Genomic DNA, 22198 nt, shown 5'->3' on the forward strand with positions numbered 1-22198 from the left:
AGCGCTTTCTGGAATTTTTTCCGGTAAAACAAACAGTTATATTGCATAAATATGCAATATTTATGCATTGGTAATGAATAATGGCAAAAATACGGAATGAAATCATCGTTGGCCGCGAAATCCTATTCAATCGTAAAATTCTTCTGTTTTTCTGATCGTGCTCGCAAAAATAATTTGGCCTGCTAGCGGTTTTCTCACAGCGCCGCACCACTTTGGGGCATTAAGCGCACTCAATTGAGGCAAACCAGCGCGCACATCAGCAATGACGCGGCCTGACACATTTTTTACTCACTCGTTACCAGACAAAATAAGCACATTAGCTACACTTTGATTGCGCCAGTTCACGCTTCCCTCCGCCACCTTTGAGGATCCAGCATGTCTAAAAAAACCTTTGATCCTAGCCAGCCGCTTGCGGAACAGCACACTGCCGCCTTTTTGCAGGCGTTGAATACCCGTGTGAGTAAACCCATGGAGCATATGAAGCCGAAAGAGGCACGCAAGGTGCTGGAAGCGCTGCAACGCAGCGTCGAGGTGCCGCTGCGTGACGTTGAGATTGAGGAAAAGGTTATCCGTGTCGCCGGCAACGATCTCCTGCTGCACATCGTGCGCCCGCCCAGAGTGAAGGGGAAATTACCGGCGTTTATGTTCTTCCACGGTGGCGGCTGGGTGCTGGGTGATTTCCGCACTCATGAGCGGCTGGTGCGCGATCTGGTTTACAGCTCCGGCGCAGTCGCCGTGTTCGTCAACTACGCGCCGTCACCAGAAGCGCACTATCCTGGCGCCATTCATCAGGCCTATGCGGCCACCGCCTGGGTGGCGGAGTTTGGCGAGAAAATCAACGTCGACGGCACGCGTCTGGCCGTTGTCGGCAACAGCGTTGGCGGCAATATGGCGGCGGTGGTCAGCCTGCTGGCCAAAGAGCAGGCCACACCCGCGTTACGTTGCCAAGTCCTGCTGTGGCCGGTCACCCATGCCAGTTTTGATACGGGCTCCTATCATCAATTCGCAGAAGGCCATTTCCTGACGCGCAGTATGATGAAAGGATTCTGGGACCATTACGCCCCTGATAAAGCCCTGCGCAAGGAGATCCACGCTTCGCCGCTCAATGCCACACTGGAACAACTGAAAGGCCTGCCGCCAGCCCTGATCCAAACGGCAGAGCTGGACGTATTGCGTGACGAAGGCGAAGCCTATGCCCGCATGCTGAACGCTGCGGGCGTGGAGGTCATTGCCACCCGCTACAACGGCCTGATCCATGATTACGGCCTGCTGAACCCGCTGGCCCACGTCCCTGCGGTGCATTCCGCCCTCCACCAGGCAGGGCGAGCGCTAAAACATTATTTAACCTGACTCACCCCACCGGCTCCAGCTCGCGGATGAGTCTGGCTAAGGTCTTGATCGCCGTTTCAAACTTGTCACACCATTCAAAAGAGGCGTTTAAACGGAAGCAATGGTTGAAATGGTTGCCGGTGGTAAACATCCGCCCTGGTGCGATACTCACGCCTTCAGCCAATGCCCGCTGATACAACACCATGGCAGACAGTGCCGGATCGAGCTCGAGCCAGAGAAAATAGCCACCGTCCGGTTGGCTCACCTTGACGGTGGACGGAAAGTGATGGGCGATCGCCTGACGCATCGCACTCTGACGCTGGGCCAGTAAACGGCGCAGGCGGCGCAGGTGAGTATCGTAACCACCGTGCAGCAGATAATCGGCAATCGCCATCTGGGTCGGCACGCTGGTGGATACGGTACTCATCAGTTGCAAACGCTGGATCTGCTGGGCATAACGCCCTGCGGCCACCCAGCCCACGCGGAACCCCGGTGCCAGACATTTGGAAAACGACGAGCAGTGCAGGATCTGCCCACCGCTGTCCAGCGCCTTGGCGGGCAGTGGTTGTTCGGCGCTGAAATACAGTTCGCCGTACACGTCATCTTCAATCAATGAGATCTGGCGCTCGCGCAGCAACGTCACCAGCCGCTGTTTGTTCTCCTGCGGCATGGTGGCACCCTGCGGGTTCTGAAAGTGAGTCATCAGCCAGCAGGCTTTGATCGGATACTGTTCCAGCGCGTGCTGCAACGCATCCAGATCGATACCGTCCTGCGGATGGGTGGCAATCGCCACCGCCTTCAGCCGCAGGCGTTCCAATGCCTGCAACGCGCCGTAAAATGCCGGGGATTCGATCGCCACATAGTCGCCCGGTTGCGTCACCGCCTGCAGGCTGAGGCTCAATGACTCCATGGCACCGGCAGTGATCACAATCTCGTCCGGAGCCACCTGCATCCCGCTCAACGCATAACGCTGGGCAATGTGACGGCGCAAGGCATCATTGCCCGGCGGTAGGTTGGCCAGCGAACTGTGCGGGGTGAATTTACGCGCCACGCTGCTCAGCGCTCGCGCCAGCTTCGGTTGCATAAACAGCGTGGCATCAGGAAAAGCGGAACCAAAAGGCACAATGTCCGGATCTTTACACGCCTGCAACACTTCAAAAATAAAGGCGTTGATATCCACCTGTTCACTTAGCAGCAATTTTTCCTTGCGCATCGGTTGTGGCAAGGGCTGCGGACGAGCAGCAACGTAATAGCCAGACTGTGGCCGGGCGACAATCCAACCCTGACTCTCCAACAGTTGGTACGACTGCACCACCGTCATCAGGCTCAATCCTGCGCGTTTGCCGCTTTCACGCAGCGAGGGCAGTTTGTCACCGGCACGCCACACGCGATTCTGAATTTGCTCGCGGATCTGCTGAGCAAGCAGTTCGTATCTGGTCATTCGCACCCAACTGTTATAGGTAAATATAAAATAATTGTCACTATTATAGCTACTGTACTCCATGCTCTACTGAATACCAAGGGTTGGTTTGGAAAATTAGAGCTATACTTGAGGGGTCAATTTATGTACAGCAGCAGGAGGCGTCATGTTAGGCTTTGACGCGTTGGAATTAGCACGTATTCAGTTCGCCTTCACCGTATCCTTTCACATCATTTTTCCGGCCATCACCATCGGTCTGGCCAGTTATCTCGTAGTGCTGGAGGGGTTATGGTTAAAGAGCGGCGATCGTACCTATCGCGATCTGTATCATTTCTGGTCAAAAATCTTTGCCGTTAACTTCGGCATGGGGGTGGTTTCCGGCCTGGTGATGGCCTATCAATTTGGTACCAACTGGAGCTTTTTTTCTGAATTTGCTGGCAGCATTACCGGCCCGTTGCTCACCTATGAAGTGCTGACCGCCTTTTTCCTTGAAGCCGGTTTTCTGGGGGTGATGCTGTTTGGCTGGAACCGCGTCGGCCCTGGGTTGCACTTCTTTGCCACCTGCATGGTGGCACTCGGCACGCTGATTTCCACCTTCTGGATCCTGGCTTCCAACAGTTGGATGCAAACCCCACAAGGGCATGAAATCATCAACGGTGTGGTGGTGCCGGTTGACTGGCTGAAGGTGATCTTCAACCCGTCGTTCCCTTACCGCCTGCTGCACACAACCACGGCGGCGTTCCTCTCCTCGGCCTTCTTTGTTGCGGCTTCCGCCGCCTGGCATCTGCTGCGCGGGCGTGACACCCCGGCTATGCGCAAAATGCTGTCGATGGCCATGTGGATGGCGCTGATCGTAGCTCCGATCCAGGCAGTCATCGGTGATGCCCACGGCTTGAATACGCTAAAGTATCAGCCAGCAAAAATCGCGGCGATGGAAGGCCACTGGGAAAACCGCCCAGGCGAAGCCACGCCGCTGATCCTGTTCGGTTGGCCAGATATGCAGCGTGAAGAAACGCGTTTTAAGCTGGAAGTTCCTTACCTTGGCAGCCTGATTCTGACCCACAGCCTGACCGAGCAGGTACCGGCCTTGAAATCCTTCCCGCCGGAAGATCGCCCCAACGCCACCGTGGTGTTCTGGTCATTTCGCATTATGGTGGCACTGGGCGTGCTGATGATCCTGGCAGGCGTCTGGAGCCTGTGGCTGCGCTGGCGCGGTAGGCTCTATCACTCCAGGCCCTTCCTGCACTTTATTCTCTGGATGGGACCATCCGGCATATTGGCCCTACTGGCAGGCTGGTTTACCACAGAGATTGGCCGCCAGCCCTGGGTCGTCTATGGCTTGCTGCGCACCAAAGACGCCGTCTCTGCCCACGGTGAACTGCAGATGAGCATCAGCCTGCTGGCCTTTATCGTCGTCTACTGTTCGGTGTTTGGTGTCGGTTACTCCTATATGATGCGCCTGATCCGCAAAGGCCCGCAGGAACACGAGGGTGACGAAACCAACAGCAACGGCACGCCGTCTCGTCCGCTGTCGGCGGTTAAAGAAACCTTGGACGACAGGAGCTGAACATGGGTATCGATCTTCCACTGATCTGGTTTGTGATTATCGTGTTCAGCACCATGATGTACGTGGTGATGGACGGTTTTGATTTAGGTATCGGCATTCTGTTCCCCTGGGTGAAAAACAGCCGCGATCGCGATGTGATGATGAACACCGTGGCCCCAGTTTGGGATGGTAATGAAACCTGGCTGGTGCTCGGCGGTGCAGCGCTGTATGGCGCTTTTCCGCTTGCCTATGCGGTGATCCTCGAAGCGTTGGCTATTCCGCTCACGCTGATGCTGTTTGGCCTGATTTTCCGAGGGGTCGCCTTTGAGTTCCGTTTCAAGGCAAAACCGGAACAACGCCATATCTGGGACAAAGCCTTTATTGGCGGATCGATTTTCGCCACCTTTAGCCAAGGGGTGGTAGTGGGAGCGATCCTCAACGGCTTTCCGGTGGAAGGCCGTGCCTATGCGGGTGGCGCGCTCGACTGGCTGACGCCGTTTGCGCTGTTCTGCGGGCTGGGGCTGGTAGTGACCTATGCTTTGCTGGGCTGTACCTGGCTGGTGATGAAAACGGCGGGCGATCTGCAAGCACGCATGTACCGTCTGGCGACTCCGCTGTTAATCATTCTGCTACTGGTGCTGTTAGTGGTCAGCCTGTGGACCCCTATCGCACATCATGCTATTGCGATACGCTGGTTCAGCCTGCCAAACCTGTTCTGGCTACTGCCAGTGCCGCTGCTGGTGTTGCTCAGCGCCTGGGGTATCTGGCATGGCGTGCGTCACGGTGCCCATTATTCGCCCTTCTTACTGACGTTACTGTTGGTGTTTCTCGGCTTGAGCGGCCTGGGAATCAGCATCTGGCCGCTGCTGATACCGCCATCCATCACGCTGTGGCAGGCCGCCGCTCCGCCACAGAGCCTAGGCTTTATGTTGGTTGGCGCGCTGTTCATTATCCCGATCATCCTGGTTTATACCTTCTGGAGCTATTACGTATTCCGCGGCAAAGTCAGCCATGAAGATGGGTATCATTGATCATGAAAAAGACGATGGAGTCTAAAACGCCTTGGTGGCGACGCCTAGGCTGGCTGGTGATTATCTGGAGTGCCAGCGTACTGGGGCTGTTTCTGGTTGCAACGCTGTTTCGCCTGTTGATGGGCATGGCAGGGATGAAAACGCACTAAATCTGGCGGCTCTAGGGAGCCGCTACCTCAGCCCTTCTTTTCCAGAACGCCCTGCTGCTTTAGCCACTGCCCTGTTTGCTCAATCCCCTGCTCCATACTGTACAGTGGCCGATAACCCAGTTCCTCAATCGCTCGTGTGTTATCCAGCGTCATATCGAAATGGATAGATGCCACGCCGTGGCGTGTCAGAAACGGCTCTTTGCCAGTGATAAACGCCAACATTTCCATTGCGCATGCTAATGACAGCAACAGCCGGTAAGGCACTACCTGCAAGCGATATTGCCAACCGAGTTGTTCAATGAGTAATTGGTGCAGCACATCCGCCAACGGCTGCGGTTGTTGATTAGTGATGTTGTAAATACTGCCGGAGGTTAAATGCTCCTTACGGCTGGCCAGATCGAGCGCATGCACCACGTTGAGCACAAAGGTCAGATCCAGGCACACCTTGCCGCCCTCAGGCAGGCGCAGCACCCCCTTGTTACGCCGCAGTTGAGCCAGGATCCTCGGCACATTCATCCGATCATATGGCCCAAACAGGCCACGAGGCCGCAGGATAAGATAGGTGGTTTGCGGGTAAAGATGCAGCAACGCTGCGATACTCTGCTCGGCGGCAAACTTGCTGGCGGCATAATGGTTGACAAAGCTATCCGCAAACTCACTTTCCGCAATATTGTGTTGGTGCTGAAAATCAAAATAGACCGCAGACGTTGAAATATAAATGAACCGCCGCACGCCGCAACGCCCGGCCACGTGAGCCAGTTTATCCGTCACGTAGGTATTGACCTGATAAAACTCTGAGCGTCTTCCCCAAGAGGAATATTTAGCCGCACAGTGCCAGACCACCTCACAACCCACCATCAGTTGCTCGCACTGCTCCACGCCCGCACGGGTCAGATCCAGCGCAGTGAACTTTGCGCCCAACGCCACCAGCGCCAGTCCGACGGCCTCATCACGCCCAGTGGCATGTACCTGATGCCCGGCTGCCAGTAACCACTCAACAGCGTTGCGCCCCAGCCCACTGGTTGCGCCTGTCACCAGCACCCTCATGGCAGGCTCATCGGAATAGCAAACAGCAACGTCGACGATACAGCATGAGGTAGCGAGAATGCCGCTCTAGGGGCAAAAAATGTCAGCGGAAATGCGATATCAGGAAGAATTTCAGTCGTCATTTTAGGTATTCAGTCTGCTTATCCATAATTCGGCCCAGCAAAAATCAAGCGCTATTAATTAATAATTAACAGGCTAATTTTTGCCAACCTATTGATTAAAATCAGAATAATAAAAACCTTGAAAGTATTTATTACTGATTGATTCCGTTCATTTAACTAATACGGCAAACAATGCCTTTTACGAACGCGCAACAGCGTAAATCAACGACGAAAAGAGATCCATAGGAATACACTAAGTTAGTTCCTAGCCGAAGGAACAGACACGTAGCGGGCCCCACAATTTACAGGGGCAATAATTGGCGGCTCCGATGAAAAAAAGGTGAAAAAACATTAACAAGATAGGAAGGTTTTTTCTTATCAATGTCGCGGTTACCGATTGTTGCGATTAACCGATGTCATTGTGATCGCAAAAAAACTGGGGGCCTGGGGCAACTTCGCGCCCAACATTACGCTCCGCATAATAAACATGGCAAATATCAAATCTGATAATCGATCACCTGTTCCAGGTGAGCCGAAAAAACTTTCTCTTTGATTTCCGTCAGAGAAAGCGTGGGGTTACAGAGCTGGATAAATTTCCACATATAGTTACGTTGTAACTGACTACTTTTCAGCCCCAGCCAGACGGTATTGCTATCAAACAGATGTTCCGCATTAAGGCAAACCAGGCCACGGTCGCGCTCTTTTTCAAAAGAGATGTCGGCTAACACCCCCACACCCAATCCCAGTTCAACGTAGGTTTTTATTACGTCGGAATCCTGTGCACTCAGAGCAATATCTGGCGTTAACCCTGCGGCCTTAAAAGCGGCGTCTAACCGCGAACGCCCGGTGATCCCCTGGCGGTAGGTAATCAACGGCAAGGTGCTCAACATCTCCAGCGTTACCTGCGGTTGACGCGTCAATTCATGCCCTTCCGGCACCAGAATAGCATGGTGCCAGCGGTAATAAGGAAAAGCCGCCAGCGACTCATCATTCATCAGGCGTTCGCTGGCGATGCCGATATCAGCCTCGCCGGAAGCCAGCATCGACACGATCTCTTCTGGGCTACCCTGATTGAGAACCACCCGCACACGCGGATACAGCGCTCGAAACTCTTTAATGACTCCCGGCAGGCTATAGCATGCCTGAGTGTGGGTCGTGGCAATGTGCAATTGGCCAGCGTCATTGTTGCTGAATACATTCGCCAGGCGGCGAATATTGTTGGCATCGTTTAGGATTCGTTCAGCGACAATCAATAGTTCTTTACCGGGCTCCGTCATGCCTAATAATCGTTTACCACGGCGGATAAATATCTCGATGCCCAGCTCTTCTTCCAGTTCACGAATATGGCGGCTAACTCCCGATTGGGACGTAAATAGCGTATTAGCAACCTCCGTCAGGTTGTAGTTGCAACGTGCTGACTCACGGATAATTTTTAATTGCTGAAAGTTCATCCAATGTTCTCTTTGAACCTATATAGTTAACAATATTGATACGGATTCTGCCGAGAAGGAACAAATAAGAAATAATCTTTACTTATATCTTTTAATGCTAAATACTTTTTTTCATTGCTGACTCACCCTCATGATTTAACAAAGACAAGGACAATGTTTTTATAATCAATAAGATGTATAACCATTATAAATGGGGTGATTTAGATGCTATGCTGAACCAGGTTATTAAATAGAGAGATTCGTTATATCAGCGATCAGATAAAAACGAGCATGGTACCCACGAGGGTGCCATGCGACAGAGCCAGACTAAGCCGTTGCTTCACTCCCGGCCGAGCCAGAGCCGTTCTGTTGTAACCACTGCCGCACCATGTTGACCAAGTCACCGATACAGTCATCCTTCATGCCGTAGTTTTTTAACTCATTATCCAAGGCGAACAGGTATTGCGCATTGGTGCCCAACGGGCCGCTGGCGCTGGCAATCAGCGGTGCAATCACCTGATGGCGGGTATCTTCCTCAAACAATGGGTGCTGCGGGTTCATCACGAATACCAACGCTGTCACCATTCTGCCATCGTCCAGCGTCAGGTCGCACCAGGTTGGCAGGTAGCAACCGGTGATCATCTCGCGTTTCCACAGCAACTCCAACTCTTCGCGCAGCGTCTCTTCCGGTAACCGGAACGCCAGGCCAGCGGTTTGCCCGCCTTCGCTCAGCGCCAGCATACGCCCTGGCTGATGCAGAGTGCCGCGCCCGGCGGTCAGCCGCAGGCAAAAAGCACGATGCCACCCTTGCAGAGTAGCAGGTTTGACCTCTTCAGATTCAAATACCGGGTTCCACATTAATGAACCGTAGCCAAATATCCACACCGGGCTATTGTCTGGCCGACGCGACAACGTGCATGCCAACGATGCCATACGCTGTTCTGGTGTCAGTAACAGCGACTCTTCAATTGTGCCGAATGCCGTCTTGCAATCTGCCTTTTGTAGAAAATCTCGTGTTAACACCTAATACAACCCCCTAGGAGTAGGATTGCCCTAATCCCATTTGCCACTATACCCGTCATACTTCAAGTTGCTTGGGTGTTGGCTGCCTTCGTTCACCCCAGTCACTTACTTGAGTAAGCTCCTGGGGCTTCACTCCGTTGCCGCCTACAAGCAACTCGAATTATTTTGGGTATACATCTTTGAAATTGAGTTTGCGGGATTTATTAATTTAATAACCCCGCTGTTATATTAATAACCTTATTCGGTTCTGGCAGCGTAATCAAGTTTACCGGCAGATTTAGTGTGAAAAAGTATTTATCTGTAACAGCGATAATATGAGTCAGCGTATTTTTTACCTCTGTATTTCTCCCTCAAACATTTTCTTAACCGAGGCTGCGCATAAAACACCCTCTTAACTGACGGGTTTTACCCATGAAATTAAACGATTCTCATTATCATATGGCATGGTATACTCGGCGCAGAATGATAAAGGAGAACACCGTGACCACAGAGACCCCACGCAGCCGCGCGCCCTATTTGATCGAAGTCATCCGCCTGCGCGATATTACGCCGCACCTACGCCGCATCACCTTCAGCGCTGCGGATTTGTGTTATTACCCGGCGAATGCCGCCGCTGCGCACATCAAGGTGTTTTTGCCACATGCGGGCCAAACCCAGCCAGATCTGCCAACGCTCAGTGACAATGGGCCGGTATGGGCTGCCGATGCCGTGCGCCCGTTGATCCGCACTTATTCCATACGTGCCATTCGGCCACAGCAGGCTGAAATTGACATTGAGTTCGCATTGCACGATCACAGCGGCCCGGCGGTGAACTTTGCCCGTCAGGCCAAACCGGGCGATAAAATCGGTATCAGCAATCCCGGTGGCCCCAAACCCATGCTGCCAGCCGCAGACTTCTATTACCTGGCTGGCGATCCGTCGTCGCTGCCAGCGATCGCCGCGCTGCTGGAAAACCTGCCTGCGCACAGTACCGGATGTGCATTTATTCGCGTCGATACACCGGCAGACCTGCTCGATCTGAAGAAACCCACCGGCATTGAGCTACGCTGGATTATTGGCAACACCGAAAAAACCGCAGAGCTCATTACCCAATTCTGTGCGCAACCCTTGCCGCAAGCAGGCACCCAGTTCTGGTTGGCCGGTGAAGACCGCCTGGTGGTCGAACTGCGCCGTCACGTGCGCCGCGTGTGGAAATGCGATCGTAACCAGCTTTATGCCGTACCTTACTGGCGTGAAGGGCTAAATGAAGAAAGTTATCATGATAAAAGGCATGAGATCATGGATGATATTGACTCCTGACGGTTAATTTCTGCCTGATTTAATAAGATAATGTGGTATTAAATCGATTTTATGGTGCCTTAGCACAAAAAAAGCACTTTATTACGTAAAAGTTCGTAAAAAAAACCGCATTAACTGCGGTTTTTTTGTTACGCTTGTCACATAAAGCAACCCATTGCTTTCCCTAGTTAAAACAACATCACATCATTACCCAGCTTCATATGCAGGGTGTATCCTATTATTATTATCCCCTTCGCTTTTCAAGCTGCGGAGGTTGGTTGCCCTACAGGCTCTAGACCCAGTTTGTCAGGAGCCGCTAAGTGGGTGCCTACCTGTGGCCTGAATCCTTCGGGGAATAACAACTTCTGGATACGCAGAACGGCTATTCACTGCCTATTATGCGATGACGGGGCCACGCAGTTTGAGAAGGAGAATCACCAAAATGAAGTCGCACAACGATCCTGGCCGATCCAAATCCCGCCATACCGAGTATTCATTGATTTTTGCTATTGCGGCACTGGTTGTGCTCAACCTGTGGGGCGGTACCGGCAGTTTTCCGCTGATCGTCGGTATAAATATTGTGGCGCTGGTGGGGATCCTCAGCAGTGCGTTCAGCGTGGTACGCCATGCCGACGTACTGGCCCATCGGCTGGGCGAACCCTACGGCTCGCTGATCCTCAGCCTGTCGGTGGTGATTCTGGAGGTCAGCCTGATTTCTGCCCTGATGGCAACTGGCGACGCCGCTCCTGCACTGATGCGTGACACGTTGTATTCGATCATCATGATTGTCACCGCTGGCCTGGTGGGCGTTGCCCTGCTGCTTGGTGGGCGCAAGTTTGCCACCCAGTACGTTAACCTTGGCGGCATCAAGCAGTATCTGATGGCCATTTTCCCGCTGGCGATCATCGTGCTGGTGTTGCCCAGCGCGTTGCCGGGCGGTAATTTCAGCGTGGGCCAGTCGCTGCTGGTCGCGGCTATTTCGGCGGCAATGTATGGCGTATTCCTGCTGATCCAGACCAAAACACACCAGAGCCTGTTCGTGTATGAACACGAAGATGACGGTGACGATGGCGATCCGCACCACGGCAAGCCCTCTTCTCACAGCAGCCTGTGGCATGCAGTCTGGCTGGTCGTACATCTGGTGGCGGTTATCGCCGTGACCAAGTTCAACGCCAATCCGTTGGAAGGGTTGTTGACCAAGCTGAATGCGCCGACGCAGTTCACCGGCTTTCTGGTCGCGTTGCTGATTCTGTCACCGGAAGGGCTGGGAGCGCTGCGTGCGGTGCTGAACAACCAGGTGCAGCGCGCCATGAACCTGTTCTTCGGCTCCGTGCTGGCGACGATCTCGCTGACGGTCCCTGCAGTCACGATCATCGCCACCCTGACCGGCCAAACGCTGATCTTCGGCCTGCAGGCACCGCATATGGTGGTGATGTTGACGGTGTTGATCCTCTGCCATATCTCCTTCTCAACCGGCAGAACCAACGTGCTGAACGGCACCGCGCACCTAGCCCTGTTTGCCGCTTATATGATGACTATTTTCGCCTGATGCCAGGCTGCGGCCATAAATAACATCCCCAAATCAGGCGGTGCAGATACTCCGCCTGATTTTTTATATCGTCGCTAACCAAAGGATGCCGACTGTGGAGCAGGCAAGCGTGAAAACAGGGACAGACGCGTACCAGGCGCAAACCAAGCGCTATATCTATTTGCTATTTGCCCTGCAGGCGATCGGGGCCTCTTCACCACCGATTATTATCTCGCTGGGTGGATTGGTGGGCGAAACCTTAAGCAGCAACAAAACCTTATCGACCCTACCGGTCAGCCTGTTTAACATCGGCCTGGCGTTGTCCGTCTTACCCATCGGCTTCCTGATGGCTCGCATTGGCCGCGTTAATGCTTATACCCTTGGTGCGCTCAGTGCGTTACTCGGCGGTGCCATAGCCACCTGGGGAGTGATCAGCGGTTCTTTCGGCCTGTTCTGTTTGGGCTGCCTGCTGGCAGGGTGCTATGCGGCATGCGTACAGAACTATCGCTTTGCCATAACAGACTATGTCGCCAGACCAGAGCAACCCATGGCGATCTCACGTATTATGCTCGGCGGGCTGCTGGCAGCGCTGATTGGCCCACAGTTGGTGATTTGGACACAAAATCTCTTACCGGTGCCGCTGTCCGCCAGCTTTCTCAGCCAGTCTTTATTAGCCCTGATCGCCCTGCTGTTTTTATGGCGCATGCGGCGTATGACGGCACAGTTAGCGGCCCAGCAGCGCCATCTTTCCGAGCAACTGCCTCAACACGAAACGCTGCTGGCCCCTCCCCGCTCCCTGAGAGAAATTGCCAGCTCATTCCGCTTTATTGCTATCGCGGTGGCAGGCCTGGTCTCTTATGGATTGATGACGTTTATGATGACCGCAACCCCGCTGGCCATGCTGCATAGCGGCCACAGCCTGTCTACCGCAACGCTGGGTATCCAGTGGCATATTCTGGCGATGTATGCGCCGGGATTTGTTACCGGCAGGCTGATGACGCGTTTTGGCCCGCGTAAAATCTGTGTCACCGGGCTGTTGTTAACGGCCTGTGCCGCTGCGGTTTCCATGGTCGGTAACGAGGTGATCTGGTTCTGGAGCGGGCTCATCCTGCTGGGCGTGGGCTGGAACTTTGGTTTTGTCAGCGCCACGGTGATGCTCAGTTCCTGTTACACCCACCAGGAACGGCTAAAAACGCAATCCCTGAACGACACCTTTGTCTTTGGCACCACCGCATTAGCCTCACTGTTATCCGGGCAGATGCTGCATACCATCGGCTGGTTCTGGCTCAATATTCTGGTGTTCATACCGGTGACTATCGCGTTAGGGCTGTTATTTATTCAGTATCTGTCAGAAAAAAAACAACCGGCACCAGCCCAATAAAGTAGAAAGGCCACCGCAGTGGCCTTTCATAAAGTTCAACGATCTCAATCGTAAGCATTAAGCGTGTGCTGGCAAAGTGCCGAGCGGACGCAGTCTTGTTTGTCAAAGCGGATAATGCCCACCATTTCGTCCTCTTCGAAGCGTTCCAACGCGTCGCTAAGGCCGGATTTCACGCCGCGTGGTAAATCGCACTGGGTGATATCGCCATTGACGATCACCGTGACGTTTTCACCCAGGCGCGTCAGGAACATCTTCATCTGGCTGGCCGTAACGTTCTGGGCTTCGTCCAGGATCACCACCGCATTTTCAAAGGTACGCCCGCGCATATAGGCGAAAGGCGCGATCTCTACCTTGCCGATTTCCGGGCGCAGGCAGTATTGCATAAACGACGATCCTAAACGGCGCAGCAGCACGTCATACACCGGCCGGAAATAAGGGGCGAATTTCTCAGAGATATCCCCAGGCAAAAAGCCGAGGTCTTCATCCGCCTGCAGAACCGGACGCGTCACTATAATCCGATCCACCTCTTTATGTATTAAGGCTTCTGCCGCTTTGGCGGCGCTGATAAATGTCTTACCGCAGCCGGCTTCGCCAGTGGCAAATATCAGCTGTTTATTTTCTATCGCTAATAAGTAATGACCCTGAGCTTCGGTTCTCGCCTCAATGGTAGAAGTATCTCGGCTGTCACGTGCCATGCCGATAGACTCAACCCCTCCCATTTGCACCAGAGAGGTCACGCTTTCTTCTTCACGTTGACGATGGCTACGTGCGTCACGGCGAATAACGCGTTTAGCTTCACGACGTGCTTTGATCACTGCTTTCTGTCTTCCCATGGTGGCACCTTACAGTTTGTTTCACCTACCGCAGCGGCATCAGATGCCGTACGATTATGTTTCACACACGTATTAGGTTTTGGCTTCCTTTAGAGCCAATATAAGCCGATGAATAACGTGAATACGCGGCAGCAGGGTAATGCACCGTTTCTTCACAGGACAACGCGAGGGTGGGTACGCAATAAGAGAGTGTGTCAGCCAGATTGCGGCGCAAGAAAAGCCAAGAATTGTTGAGAAATTGAGAGTCGGAGGGAGAGCCCTCGTTATAACGAGAAATCAGGGAGGTGATGTTATTTGTCTTTTGTAGCCCAACCAAGGACTTTACCATTAGCGATCCCCGCAGTGATATTTACAGCATTAAGCTGTGCACCGAGTGAAACTACCGCCAGATGATTACAGTATAATGACATTCAAACTTGCTGTGTTACTAAAATGTAAAAAATTTTAATATTCGCTGTTCTCAGATCGTGCAAAAACACTATATCATGCCGCTCATACCATTCCAGATAAATTTTTTATCACTTTAAATCAATTAGTTATCATTAAAATTCAGCAATGGCATTTTGATTGCCAGATTAAAATAGCAGCAAACAAAAAGGCACAACCTGCACTGTGCCTTTAGTAGACAGCTCAACATTTCAGCGCTTCAGCTTTGCCACAAACCGCTGGCCAAATAATCAGCGGCCTCTTTGACACCCGGTAAAACAAAGAAATACCCGCCACCAATCGGCTTAACGTATTCTTCCAAGGCTTCACCATTCAGCCGTTTCTGCACCGTTAGAAACGCCTTTTCCAGGTCGGACTGATAACAGACAAACAGCGAGCCCATTTCTAATTGGCCAGAATTAGAGCCCCCCACCGAATAGCTGTAGCCACGGCGCAGCATCAGGCTGCTTTGGGTTTGCGGCGTGCGCGGGTTAGCCAGCCGAATATGCGCGTCCATTGGGATCATTTTCCCCTCTGGGTTTTTGGCATAGTCTGGTTCATCCCCAGCGGCGCCCCACTGTGCTTTTCTCGGCCAAAGAGGCTTTACTGTTCCTGCAGAGGGGTACGATCCCAGAACTCCACGTGGAAACGGATAATGCGCACGGCCTGATAGCTCCCCCCCACCGCCCAGGCAGGTTCACCCGCGTTGTCCCCCACCCACACCACCTGATCCATCAACGGCTTATCGCTGGTTTTCGGGTTAGCGGTGCCATCTTTAAAGCCGAGCAGGTTGATCGGGGTCTCTTTGCCTTTACTGCGCGCCGCATGGGCAGAAATAAACCCTTCACGCTTCCAGCGCACGCTGAGCAAGTCCGGTGCGTGCTTGATGATATCGCGCAGCGCGTGGATCACGGTTTCATTAGTATTGGCACAGATTTGCAGCAGCAGATCGCCATGGCATAACGCAGCATCCAGCGAATCGTTCGGGAAGCGCGTCATTTTCTGCAAGCGCAACGGTTTATGCGCCTGCAGGCCGAAACGTTCATCAAACAGCAAAGCGCCGACAGACAGGGTGATCGTCAGGTTAGCCGGCGATCAGGCTGACGATCAGCGCGGCCTCCAGCCCCTCACGGAACATGATAAGAAAGGGAACGAACATAAATAAGTCCCCCCTGAAAAGGTGCTAGCACGCGAGCAACCCAGCCGCAAGCAATCTAAAGAAAGGCAAACAAGAACGATAGTGATTATCATTATAGAAAAGAGAAATACAAGAGACGGGCACGTGATTTTTACTAATCAAATGTCGCCAGTTGTTACAGCAGGGAGAAAAGCTGGTCAGGAAGGGAGTGATGTTGCAGCCTCCTCCCGATCGTCAGGAGGAGGCTAAACAGGTATTACACCGTTTTAAACTCGGCTTCAGCCAGGTCAAAACGTTCGATCATGGTCGCCGAAGGCTTACGCCCCATCAGGCTGACCAGCACGATGGCGATGCTGCCAAACAGGAAGCCAGGGATGATTTCATACAGATCCAGCCAGGCATAGTGCTTCCAGACGATCACGGTGATCGCCCCCACCAGCATACCGGCCAGAGCGCCGTTGCGCGTCATGCGTGACCACATGACCGAGATCAGCACCACCGGGCCAAACGCAGCACCGAACCCTGCCCAGGCATAGCTAACCAGGCCCAGTACGCGGTTTTCCGGGTTGGCGGCCAGCGCGATCGCGATCAGTGCCACCAGCAGCACCATGGCACGCCCCACCCACACCAGCTCTCGTTGGCTGGCACCTTTACGCAGGAAGGCTTTGTACAAATCCTCGGTAATCGCGCTTGAACACACCAGCAACTGGCAGCTCAGGGTACTCATCACCGCCGCCAGAATCGCCGACAACAGAATGCCCGCGATCCAAGGGTTGAACAGCAGCATGGCCAGCTCAATGAAGACCCGCTCACCATTCTGTGACACATTCCCCGCCTGTTCCGGGTTATTGGCAAAATAGGCGATGCCGAAGAAACCGACCGCAATGGTGCCGGTCAGGCACAGGATCATCCAGGTCATACTGATCCGGCGTGCGCTGCGGATAGTGCGGTGGGAATCTGCCGCCATGAAGCGCGCCAGAATATGCGGCTGGCCGAAATACCCCAGCCCCCAGCCCATCAGCGACAGAATGGCGACAAAATTCAGCCCTTTCATCATGTCAACGTTGGCCGGGTTTTTAGCGGCAATCACCAGCATCGACGTGTCGATCCCGCCAACGGCGAAAATCACGATCACCGGCGTGAGGATCAGCGCAAAAATCATCAGGCTGGCCTGCACGGTATCGGTCCAGCTCACCGCCAGGAACCCGCCGATAAAGGTGTAAAGGATGGTGGCTGCCGCACCGGCCCACAGCGCCGTGCCATAGCTCATGCCGAAGGTGCTTTCAAACAGACGCGCACCGGCCACGATGCCCGAAGCACAGTAGATGGTGAAAAACACCAGAATGACGATGGCGGAAATCACCCGCAGCAGCTTGCTGTTGTCTTCAAAACGGCTGGTGAAATAGTCTGGCAGCGTCAGGGCGTTATTGTTGGCTTCGGTATGCACGCGCAACCGGCCCGCCACCAGCTTCCAGTTCAGGTAAGCGCCAATCGTCAGGCCGATGGCGATCCAGCTTTCTGAGATACCGGACAGGAAGATCGCCCCCGGCAGGCCCATCAGCAGCCAGCCGCTCATATCGGATGCCCCGGCGGAAAGCGCGGTCACCACGCTACCCAGGCTGCGGCCGCCCAGAATATAGTCATCAAAGTTGTTGGTCGCCCGGTAGGCGAGTAAGCCGATTAACACCATCCCAAAAATGTACACCAGGAAGGTCACCAGCATCGGTGTGCTCATTGTCATTCAACTCTCCACTTTTATTATTCCCTTTATCTTTCAGACGGCCACGTTATTGGCAGGCAGCTGAAATGCATCGGGTATTTTTATGTCATGTATTTCACCCGCCAAGTGCCGGAACGTGGCGCATTGCGATAGGTAGCGGGTAAAGATAGTTTCTGCCCGGCATGATCTATACCTAAATAATTCGAGTTGCATGCAGGCGGCCAGTCCTAGAGTCGCCAGGAGCATAGAAAACTCTGTGACGGGTGCGAGCGGACGTAGCCAATACCGATGCAACTTGAAGTATGGCGTGTATAAACGCTGGCTATCCTAGATGAGGCCCCCCGCAGCCAACAAGATATTTAACAATAAAGTTACACAAAGTTTACCCTGCGTCACATTTAACCACTCAATAGGTTGCACTCATCCATCATAAAATGAGTTGCACCTCTCCCTTACCCCTGTTTAATGCAGGGAAATACGGCCTTGGATAACCAGCAACCGCAGATACCCGCAAGATCCGTGCGTAGTTCGATGTTAAAAAACCGATTGAAATCACAGTTCAATCACGGCCCTGATTTAACAAGGTTGCACAAAGTTGCAACATGCTGGATATTGTCCGCATTAATAACACAACCTAGCTACGAACCTATCCCAGCAGGCTTATCTGCGCGCGCTCTGTATGCCTGATGGGATAGGTTCTAAACACAGGAGTTGGACTGGCATGGGCACTACCACTATGGGCGTGAAGCTTGATGAAGCCACACGTGACCGGATTAAAAGCGCGGCACAGCGCATCGACCGCACGCCGCACTGGCTAATCAAGCAAGCCATTTTTAATTACCTCGAGCGTCTCGAAAGCGGTTCCGATCTTCCCGAACTGCCTGCGCTCGCCGCCGGGCTGGCCGAAGCGGACGACATTATGCCGCAAACCCATGAAGAGTCCCACCAGCCATTCTTGGATTTTGCCGAACAGATCCTGCCGCAGTCCGTCACCCGCGCCGCCATTACCGCCGCCTACCGCCGCCCGGAAACCGAAGCGGTGCCGATGCTGCTGGAACAGGCGCGTCTGCCAGCCGATCTGGCCCAGGCGACCCACAAGCTGGCGTATGGCATTGCCGAGAAGTTGCGTAACCAAAAGAGTGCCAACGGCCGCGCCGGTATGGTGCAAGGGTTGCTGCAGGAGTTCTCCCTCTCTTCACAGGAAGGCGTGGCATTGATGTGCCTGGCGGAAGCGCTGCTGCGTATCCCAGACAAACCGACGCGCGATGCGTTGATCCGCGACAAAATCAGCAACGGCAACTGGCATTCGCACCTTGGCCGCAGCCCATCGCTGTTCGTCAACGCGGCAACCTGGGGGCTGTTATTCACCGGTAAGCTGGTGTCTACCCACAACGAAGCCAACCTGTCGAGTTCACTGAACCGCATTATCGGTAAAAGCGGTGAACCGTTGATCCGCAAAGGCGTGGATATGGCCATGCGCCTGATGGGCGAGCAGTTTGTCACCGGTGAAACCATCGCTGAAGCGCTGGCCAACGCCCGCAAGCTGGAAGATAAAGGGTTCCGCTATTCTTACGACATGCTGGGCGAAGCGGCGCTGACCGAAGCCGACGCGCAAGCGTATCTGGTATCCTATCAGCAGGCGATCCACGCCATCGGCAAAGCCTCTAACGGCCGCGGCATCTATGAAGGCCCAGGAATCTCGATCAAGCTTTCAGCCCTGCACCCGCGCTACAGCCGGGCACAGTACGATCGCGTAATGGACGAGCTGTATCCGCGCCTGCTGTCGCTGACATTACAGGCACGCCAGTATGATATCGGCATCAACATTGACGCCGAAGAAGCCGATCGGCTGGAGATCTCACTCGATCTGCTGGAAAAGCTGTGCTTTGAGCCGCAGTTGGCGGGCTGGAACGGCATTGGCTTCGTGATCCAGGCTTATCAGAAGCGCTGCCCGTTTGCCATTGATGCGGTGATTGATATGGCAAGCCGCAGCCGTCGTCGCCTGATGATCCGTCTGGTGAAAGGCGCATACTGGGACAGCGAGATCAAACGCGCCCAGATGGACGGCCTGGAAGGCTACCCGGTTTATACCCGCAAGGTATATACCGACGTTTCCTATCTGGCCTGCGCCCGTAAGCTGCTGGCCGTGCCGAACCTGATCTACCCGCAGTTTGCCACCCACAACGCCCACACCCTGAGCGCCATCTATCATCTGGCAGGTAATAATTACTATCCGGGCCAGTATGAGTTCCAGTGCCTGCACGGCATGGGTGAACCGCTGTACGAACAGGTGGTTGGCAAAGTGGCCGACGGCAAACTGAACCGCCCTTGCCGCATATACGCCCCGGTAGGCACGCATGAAACCCTGCTGGCTTATCTGGTGCGTCGCCTGCTGGAAAACGGGGCTAACACCTCATTTGTTAACCGTATCGCCGATGCCACACTGCCGTTGGATGAACTGGTGGCCGATCCGGTCAGCGCCGTTGAAGCGCTGGCGGCCAGCGAAGGCCAGATCGGCCTGCCGCATCCACGCATTCCGTTGCCGCGTGAGCTATACGGCAACAAACGCGTCAACTCCAACGGGTTGGATCTCGCCAACGAACATCGCCTGGCCTCGCTATCCAGCGCGCTGCTCACCAGTGCCGCACAGCCATGGCGCGCCGAACCTATTATCGATGCCGCGCTGGATCAGGGCGTGCAACAACCGGTGCTCAACCCAGCAGAACCGGGGGATATCGTCGGTTACGTGCGTGAAGCCACCGCAGGCGAAGTCAACCGGGCGCTGGACGCCGCGGCCGCCGCCGGGCCAATCTGGTTTGCCACCCCTCCTGCTGAACGCGCGGCCATTCTGGAGCGAGCGGCTGAACTGATGGAGGGCCAGTTGCAAAGCCTGCTGGGCATTCTGGTGCGTGAAGCGGGCAAAACGTTCAGCAACGCCATCGCCGAAGTGCGTGAGGCGGTTGATTTCCTGTACTACTACGCTGGACAGGTGCGTGACGACTTTGCCAACGACAGCCATCGCCCGCTCGGCCCGGTGGTGTGCATCAGCCCGTGGAACTTCCCGCTGGCGATCTTCACCGGCCAGGTTGCTGCCGCGCTCGCCGCAGGCAACAGCGTGCTGGCCAAACCGGCGGAGCAAACGCCGCTGGTGGCCGCGCAGGCGGTGCGGATCCTGCTGGAGGCCGGGATACCGCAGGGTGTCTTGCAGTTGCTGCCAGGCCAGGGTGAAACCGTGGGATCGGTATTGGTCAACGACGCCCGCGTGCGCGGCGTGATGTTCACCGGCTCTACCGAAGTCGCTGGTATTCTGCAACGCAGTATCGCTGGCCGCCTGGATCCGCAAGGCCGTCCAACGCCGTTGATCGCCGAAACCGGTGGCCTGAACGCCATGATCGTCGACTCTTCCGCACTGACCGAGCAGGTGGTAACCGACGTGGTGGCTTCGGCCTTCGACAGCGCGGGCCAGCGCTGCTCTGCACTGCGCATTTTGTGTATTCAGGAAGATGTGGCGGAACACACGCTGCAAATGCTGCGCGGAGCCATGGCCGAATGCCGGATGGGTAACCCGGAACGCCTGTCGACTGACATTGGCCCGGTCATCGATATTGAAGCCAAGACCGGTATTGAGCGCCATATTCAAGCCATGCGCGCCAAAGGCCGTAAGGTTTATCAGGCAGCCAAAGGCACCGGGCAGGACGAGAAAGAGTGGGCACGCGGCACCTTCATCAAACCCACGCTGATCGAACTGGACAGCTTCGATGAGCTGCAGAAAGAGATCTTTGGCCCAGTGCTGCACGTGGTGCGTTATCAGCGCGCAAATCTGGATAAACTGGTCGAGCAGATCAACGCCGCTGGCTATGGCCTGACGTTAGGCATTCACACGCGTATCGATGAAACCATCGCCCGCGTCACCGGCAGCGCCAAGGTCGGCAACCTATACGTTAACCGTAATATGGTCGGCGCGGTGGTCGGCGTACAACCGTTTGGTGGCGAAGGCCTGTCCGGCACCGGTCCGAAAGCCGGTGGGCCGCTCTATCTGTACCGTCTGCTCGCTAGCCGCCCAATGGATGCGGTGCAACGCACCCTGAATCGCCAAGATAGCGAACGCCCGCAGGAAGCAACGGCGCGCCCGGCTTTGCTGGCACCGCATCAGGCACTGGAGCAGTGGGCCGTGGCCGAAAAGCAGCATGACCTGGCAGCGCTGGCGCAACAGTATGCCGAACTGGGCCAAGGTGGGATCGTGCGGCCGCTGCCGGGGCCGACCGGGGAACGCAATACTTACGCCCTGCTACCACGTGAACGCGTGCTGTGCCTGGCCGATAACGATGCCGATGCGCTGGCTCAGTTGGCGGCAGTGTTGGCCGTGGGCAGCCAGGTGCTGTGGCCGGAAGCGGAGTTGCAGCGCGCGCTGTTCCGCCGCCTGCCCGCCGCCGTGCAGGCACGTATCAGCTTCAGCAAAGACTGGCAGCAGGATAAGGTGGCGTTTGATGCCGCGATCTACCACGGCGATGCCGATCAGCTACGCACCCTGTGCGAGCACATCGCTCAGCGCAGCGGTGCCATTGTCTCGGTGCAGGGCTTCGCCCGCGGTGAAACCCATATTCTGCTCGAGCGCCTGCTAATTGAACGTTCATTGAGCGTCAACACTGCCGCCGCAGGGGGTAACGCCAGCCTGATGACGATTGGCTAACCTGTGCAAATAAAGCAGCGTCATTAATTTTCAGGATGAATAAATAGAAATCCCCAGAAGCTCAGCAAACTGAGTGACTGGGGATTTTTAAAAGATATTTATCCCGCCATAGGGTAAAAATCTTAAGT

At 54.6% G+C, this 22198-nt stretch carries 14 protein-coding genes and 2 pseudogenes; 8 read left to right on the top strand and 8 right to left on the bottom strand.

Features of this window, described 5'->3' with window-relative positions; genetic code table 11:
- The first annotated feature begins 375 nt into the window (after positions 1 to 375).
- Positions 376 to 1350, top strand: a complete 975-nt coding sequence (locus BMI79_RS06405) for an alpha/beta hydrolase (protein WP_076941323.1) — start codon at positions 376 to 378, stop codon at positions 1348 to 1350.
- A gap of 1 nt (position 1351) precedes the next feature.
- Here BMI79_RS06405 and BMI79_RS06410 read toward each other — a convergent pair whose 3' ends face one another.
- A complete protein-coding gene (locus BMI79_RS06410) occupies positions 1352 to 2770 on the bottom strand; it encodes an aminotransferase-like domain-containing protein (protein WP_076941324.1) in 1419 nt (472 codons plus the stop codon).
- Positions 2771 to 2915: 145 nt separating this feature from the next.
- On the opposite strand from BMI79_RS06410, the gene BMI79_RS06415 reads away from it, so the two are divergent.
- Genes BMI79_RS06415 through BMI79_RS06425 form a run of 3 tightly spaced genes read left to right on the top strand, consistent with a single transcriptional unit; the run spans position 2916 to position 5475 of the window.
- The gene (locus tag BMI79_RS06415; protein ID WP_076941325.1) at positions 2916 to 4316 is read left to right on the top strand and encodes a cytochrome ubiquinol oxidase subunit I; all 1401 of its coding nucleotides are present in this window, start codon (positions 2916 to 2918) and stop codon (positions 4314 to 4316) included.
- 2 nt (positions 4317 to 4318) lie between these two features.
- Positions 4319 to 5326 (top strand): cytochrome d ubiquinol oxidase subunit II, encoded by a 1008-nt coding sequence (gene cydB, locus BMI79_RS06420; protein WP_076941326.1) that lies wholly within the window; start codon positions 4319 to 4321, stop codon positions 5324 to 5326.
- Positions 5327 to 5328: 2 nt separating this feature from the next.
- The gene (locus tag BMI79_RS06425; RefSeq protein WP_095996098.1) at positions 5329 to 5475 is read left to right on the top strand and encodes a DUF2474 domain-containing protein; all 147 of its coding nucleotides are present in this window, start codon (positions 5329 to 5331) and stop codon (positions 5473 to 5475) included.
- Positions 5476 to 5502: 27 nt separating this feature from the next.
- Here BMI79_RS06425 and BMI79_RS06430 read toward each other — a convergent pair whose 3' ends face one another.
- The 3 genes from BMI79_RS06430 to BMI79_RS06440 form a co-directional block, all read right to left on the bottom strand.
- Complete coding sequence (locus BMI79_RS06430; RefSeq protein ID WP_076941327.1) at positions 5503 to 6522, bottom strand: NAD-dependent epimerase/dehydratase family protein; 1020 nt, start codon at positions 6520 to 6522, stop codon at positions 5503 to 5505.
- Positions 6523 to 7120: 598 nt separating this feature from the next.
- On the bottom strand, positions 7121 to 8074 hold the full coding sequence (gene cbl / locus BMI79_RS06435) for an HTH-type transcriptional regulator Cbl (protein WP_076941328.1): 954 nt from the start codon (positions 8072 to 8074) through the stop codon (positions 7121 to 7123).
- 306 nt (positions 8075 to 8380) lie between these two features.
- Positions 8381 to 9076, bottom strand: coding sequence for a gamma-glutamylcyclotransferase (locus BMI79_RS06440; RefSeq protein ID WP_076941329.1), 696 nt, complete (start codon positions 9074 to 9076; stop codon positions 8381 to 8383).
- A gap of 480 nt (positions 9077 to 9556) precedes the next feature.
- On the opposite strand from BMI79_RS06440, the gene BMI79_RS06450 reads away from it, so the two are divergent.
- From BMI79_RS06450 to BMI79_RS06460, 3 genes are all read left to right on the top strand, one after another.
- On the top strand, positions 9557 to 10375 hold the full coding sequence (locus BMI79_RS06450; protein ID WP_076941331.1) for a siderophore-interacting protein: 819 nt from the start codon (positions 9557 to 9559) through the stop codon (positions 10373 to 10375).
- Positions 10376 to 10796: 421 nt separating this feature from the next.
- The gene (gene chaA, locus BMI79_RS06455; protein ID WP_076941332.1) at positions 10797 to 11903 is read left to right on the top strand and encodes a sodium-potassium/proton antiporter ChaA; all 1107 of its coding nucleotides are present in this window, start codon (positions 10797 to 10799) and stop codon (positions 11901 to 11903) included.
- A gap of 109 nt (positions 11904 to 12012) precedes the next feature.
- Positions 12013 to 13263 (top strand): MFS transporter, encoded by a 1251-nt coding sequence (locus BMI79_RS06460; RefSeq protein WP_208611179.1) that lies wholly within the window; start codon positions 12013 to 12015, stop codon positions 13261 to 13263.
- 44 nt (positions 13264 to 13307) lie between these two features.
- On the opposite strand, the gene phoH is transcribed toward BMI79_RS06460, so the two are convergent.
- From phoH to putP, 4 genes and pseudogenes are all read right to left on the bottom strand, one after another.
- Positions 13308 to 14096, bottom strand: coding sequence for a phosphate starvation-inducible protein PhoH (gene phoH / locus BMI79_RS06465; RefSeq protein ID WP_076941333.1), 789 nt, complete (start codon positions 14094 to 14096; stop codon positions 13308 to 13310).
- Between the two features lie 646 nt (positions 14097 to 14742).
- Positions 14743 to 15614: pseudogene (locus tag BMI79_RS06470) on the bottom strand (Dyp-type peroxidase); the annotation flags it as partial.
- Positions 15613 to 15681 (bottom strand): annotated as a pseudogene (locus BMI79_RS24190) (hypothetical protein); the annotation flags it as partial. The pseudogenes BMI79_RS24190 and BMI79_RS06470, both read right to left, overlap by 2 nt.
- Before the next feature lie 235 nt (positions 15682 to 15916).
- Entirely contained in the window at positions 15917 to 17401 is a 1485-nt protein-coding gene (gene putP / locus BMI79_RS06475; RefSeq protein ID WP_076941334.1) for a sodium/proline symporter PutP, read from the bottom strand.
- Between the two features lie 700 nt (positions 17402 to 18101).
- Between putP and putA the strand changes: the two genes are divergently transcribed.
- On the top strand, positions 18102 to 22070 hold the full coding sequence (gene putA, locus BMI79_RS06480; protein ID WP_076941335.1) for a trifunctional transcriptional regulator/proline dehydrogenase/L-glutamate gamma-semialdehyde dehydrogenase: 3969 nt from the start codon (positions 18102 to 18104) through the stop codon (positions 22068 to 22070).
- Positions 22071 to 22198 lie beyond the last annotated feature (128 nt).

It is taken from the genome of Serratia oryzae (genome assembly GCF_001976145.1).
In the GTDB taxonomy this organism is placed as follows: domain Bacteria; phylum Pseudomonadota; class Gammaproteobacteria; order Enterobacterales; family Enterobacteriaceae; genus Chania; species Chania oryzae.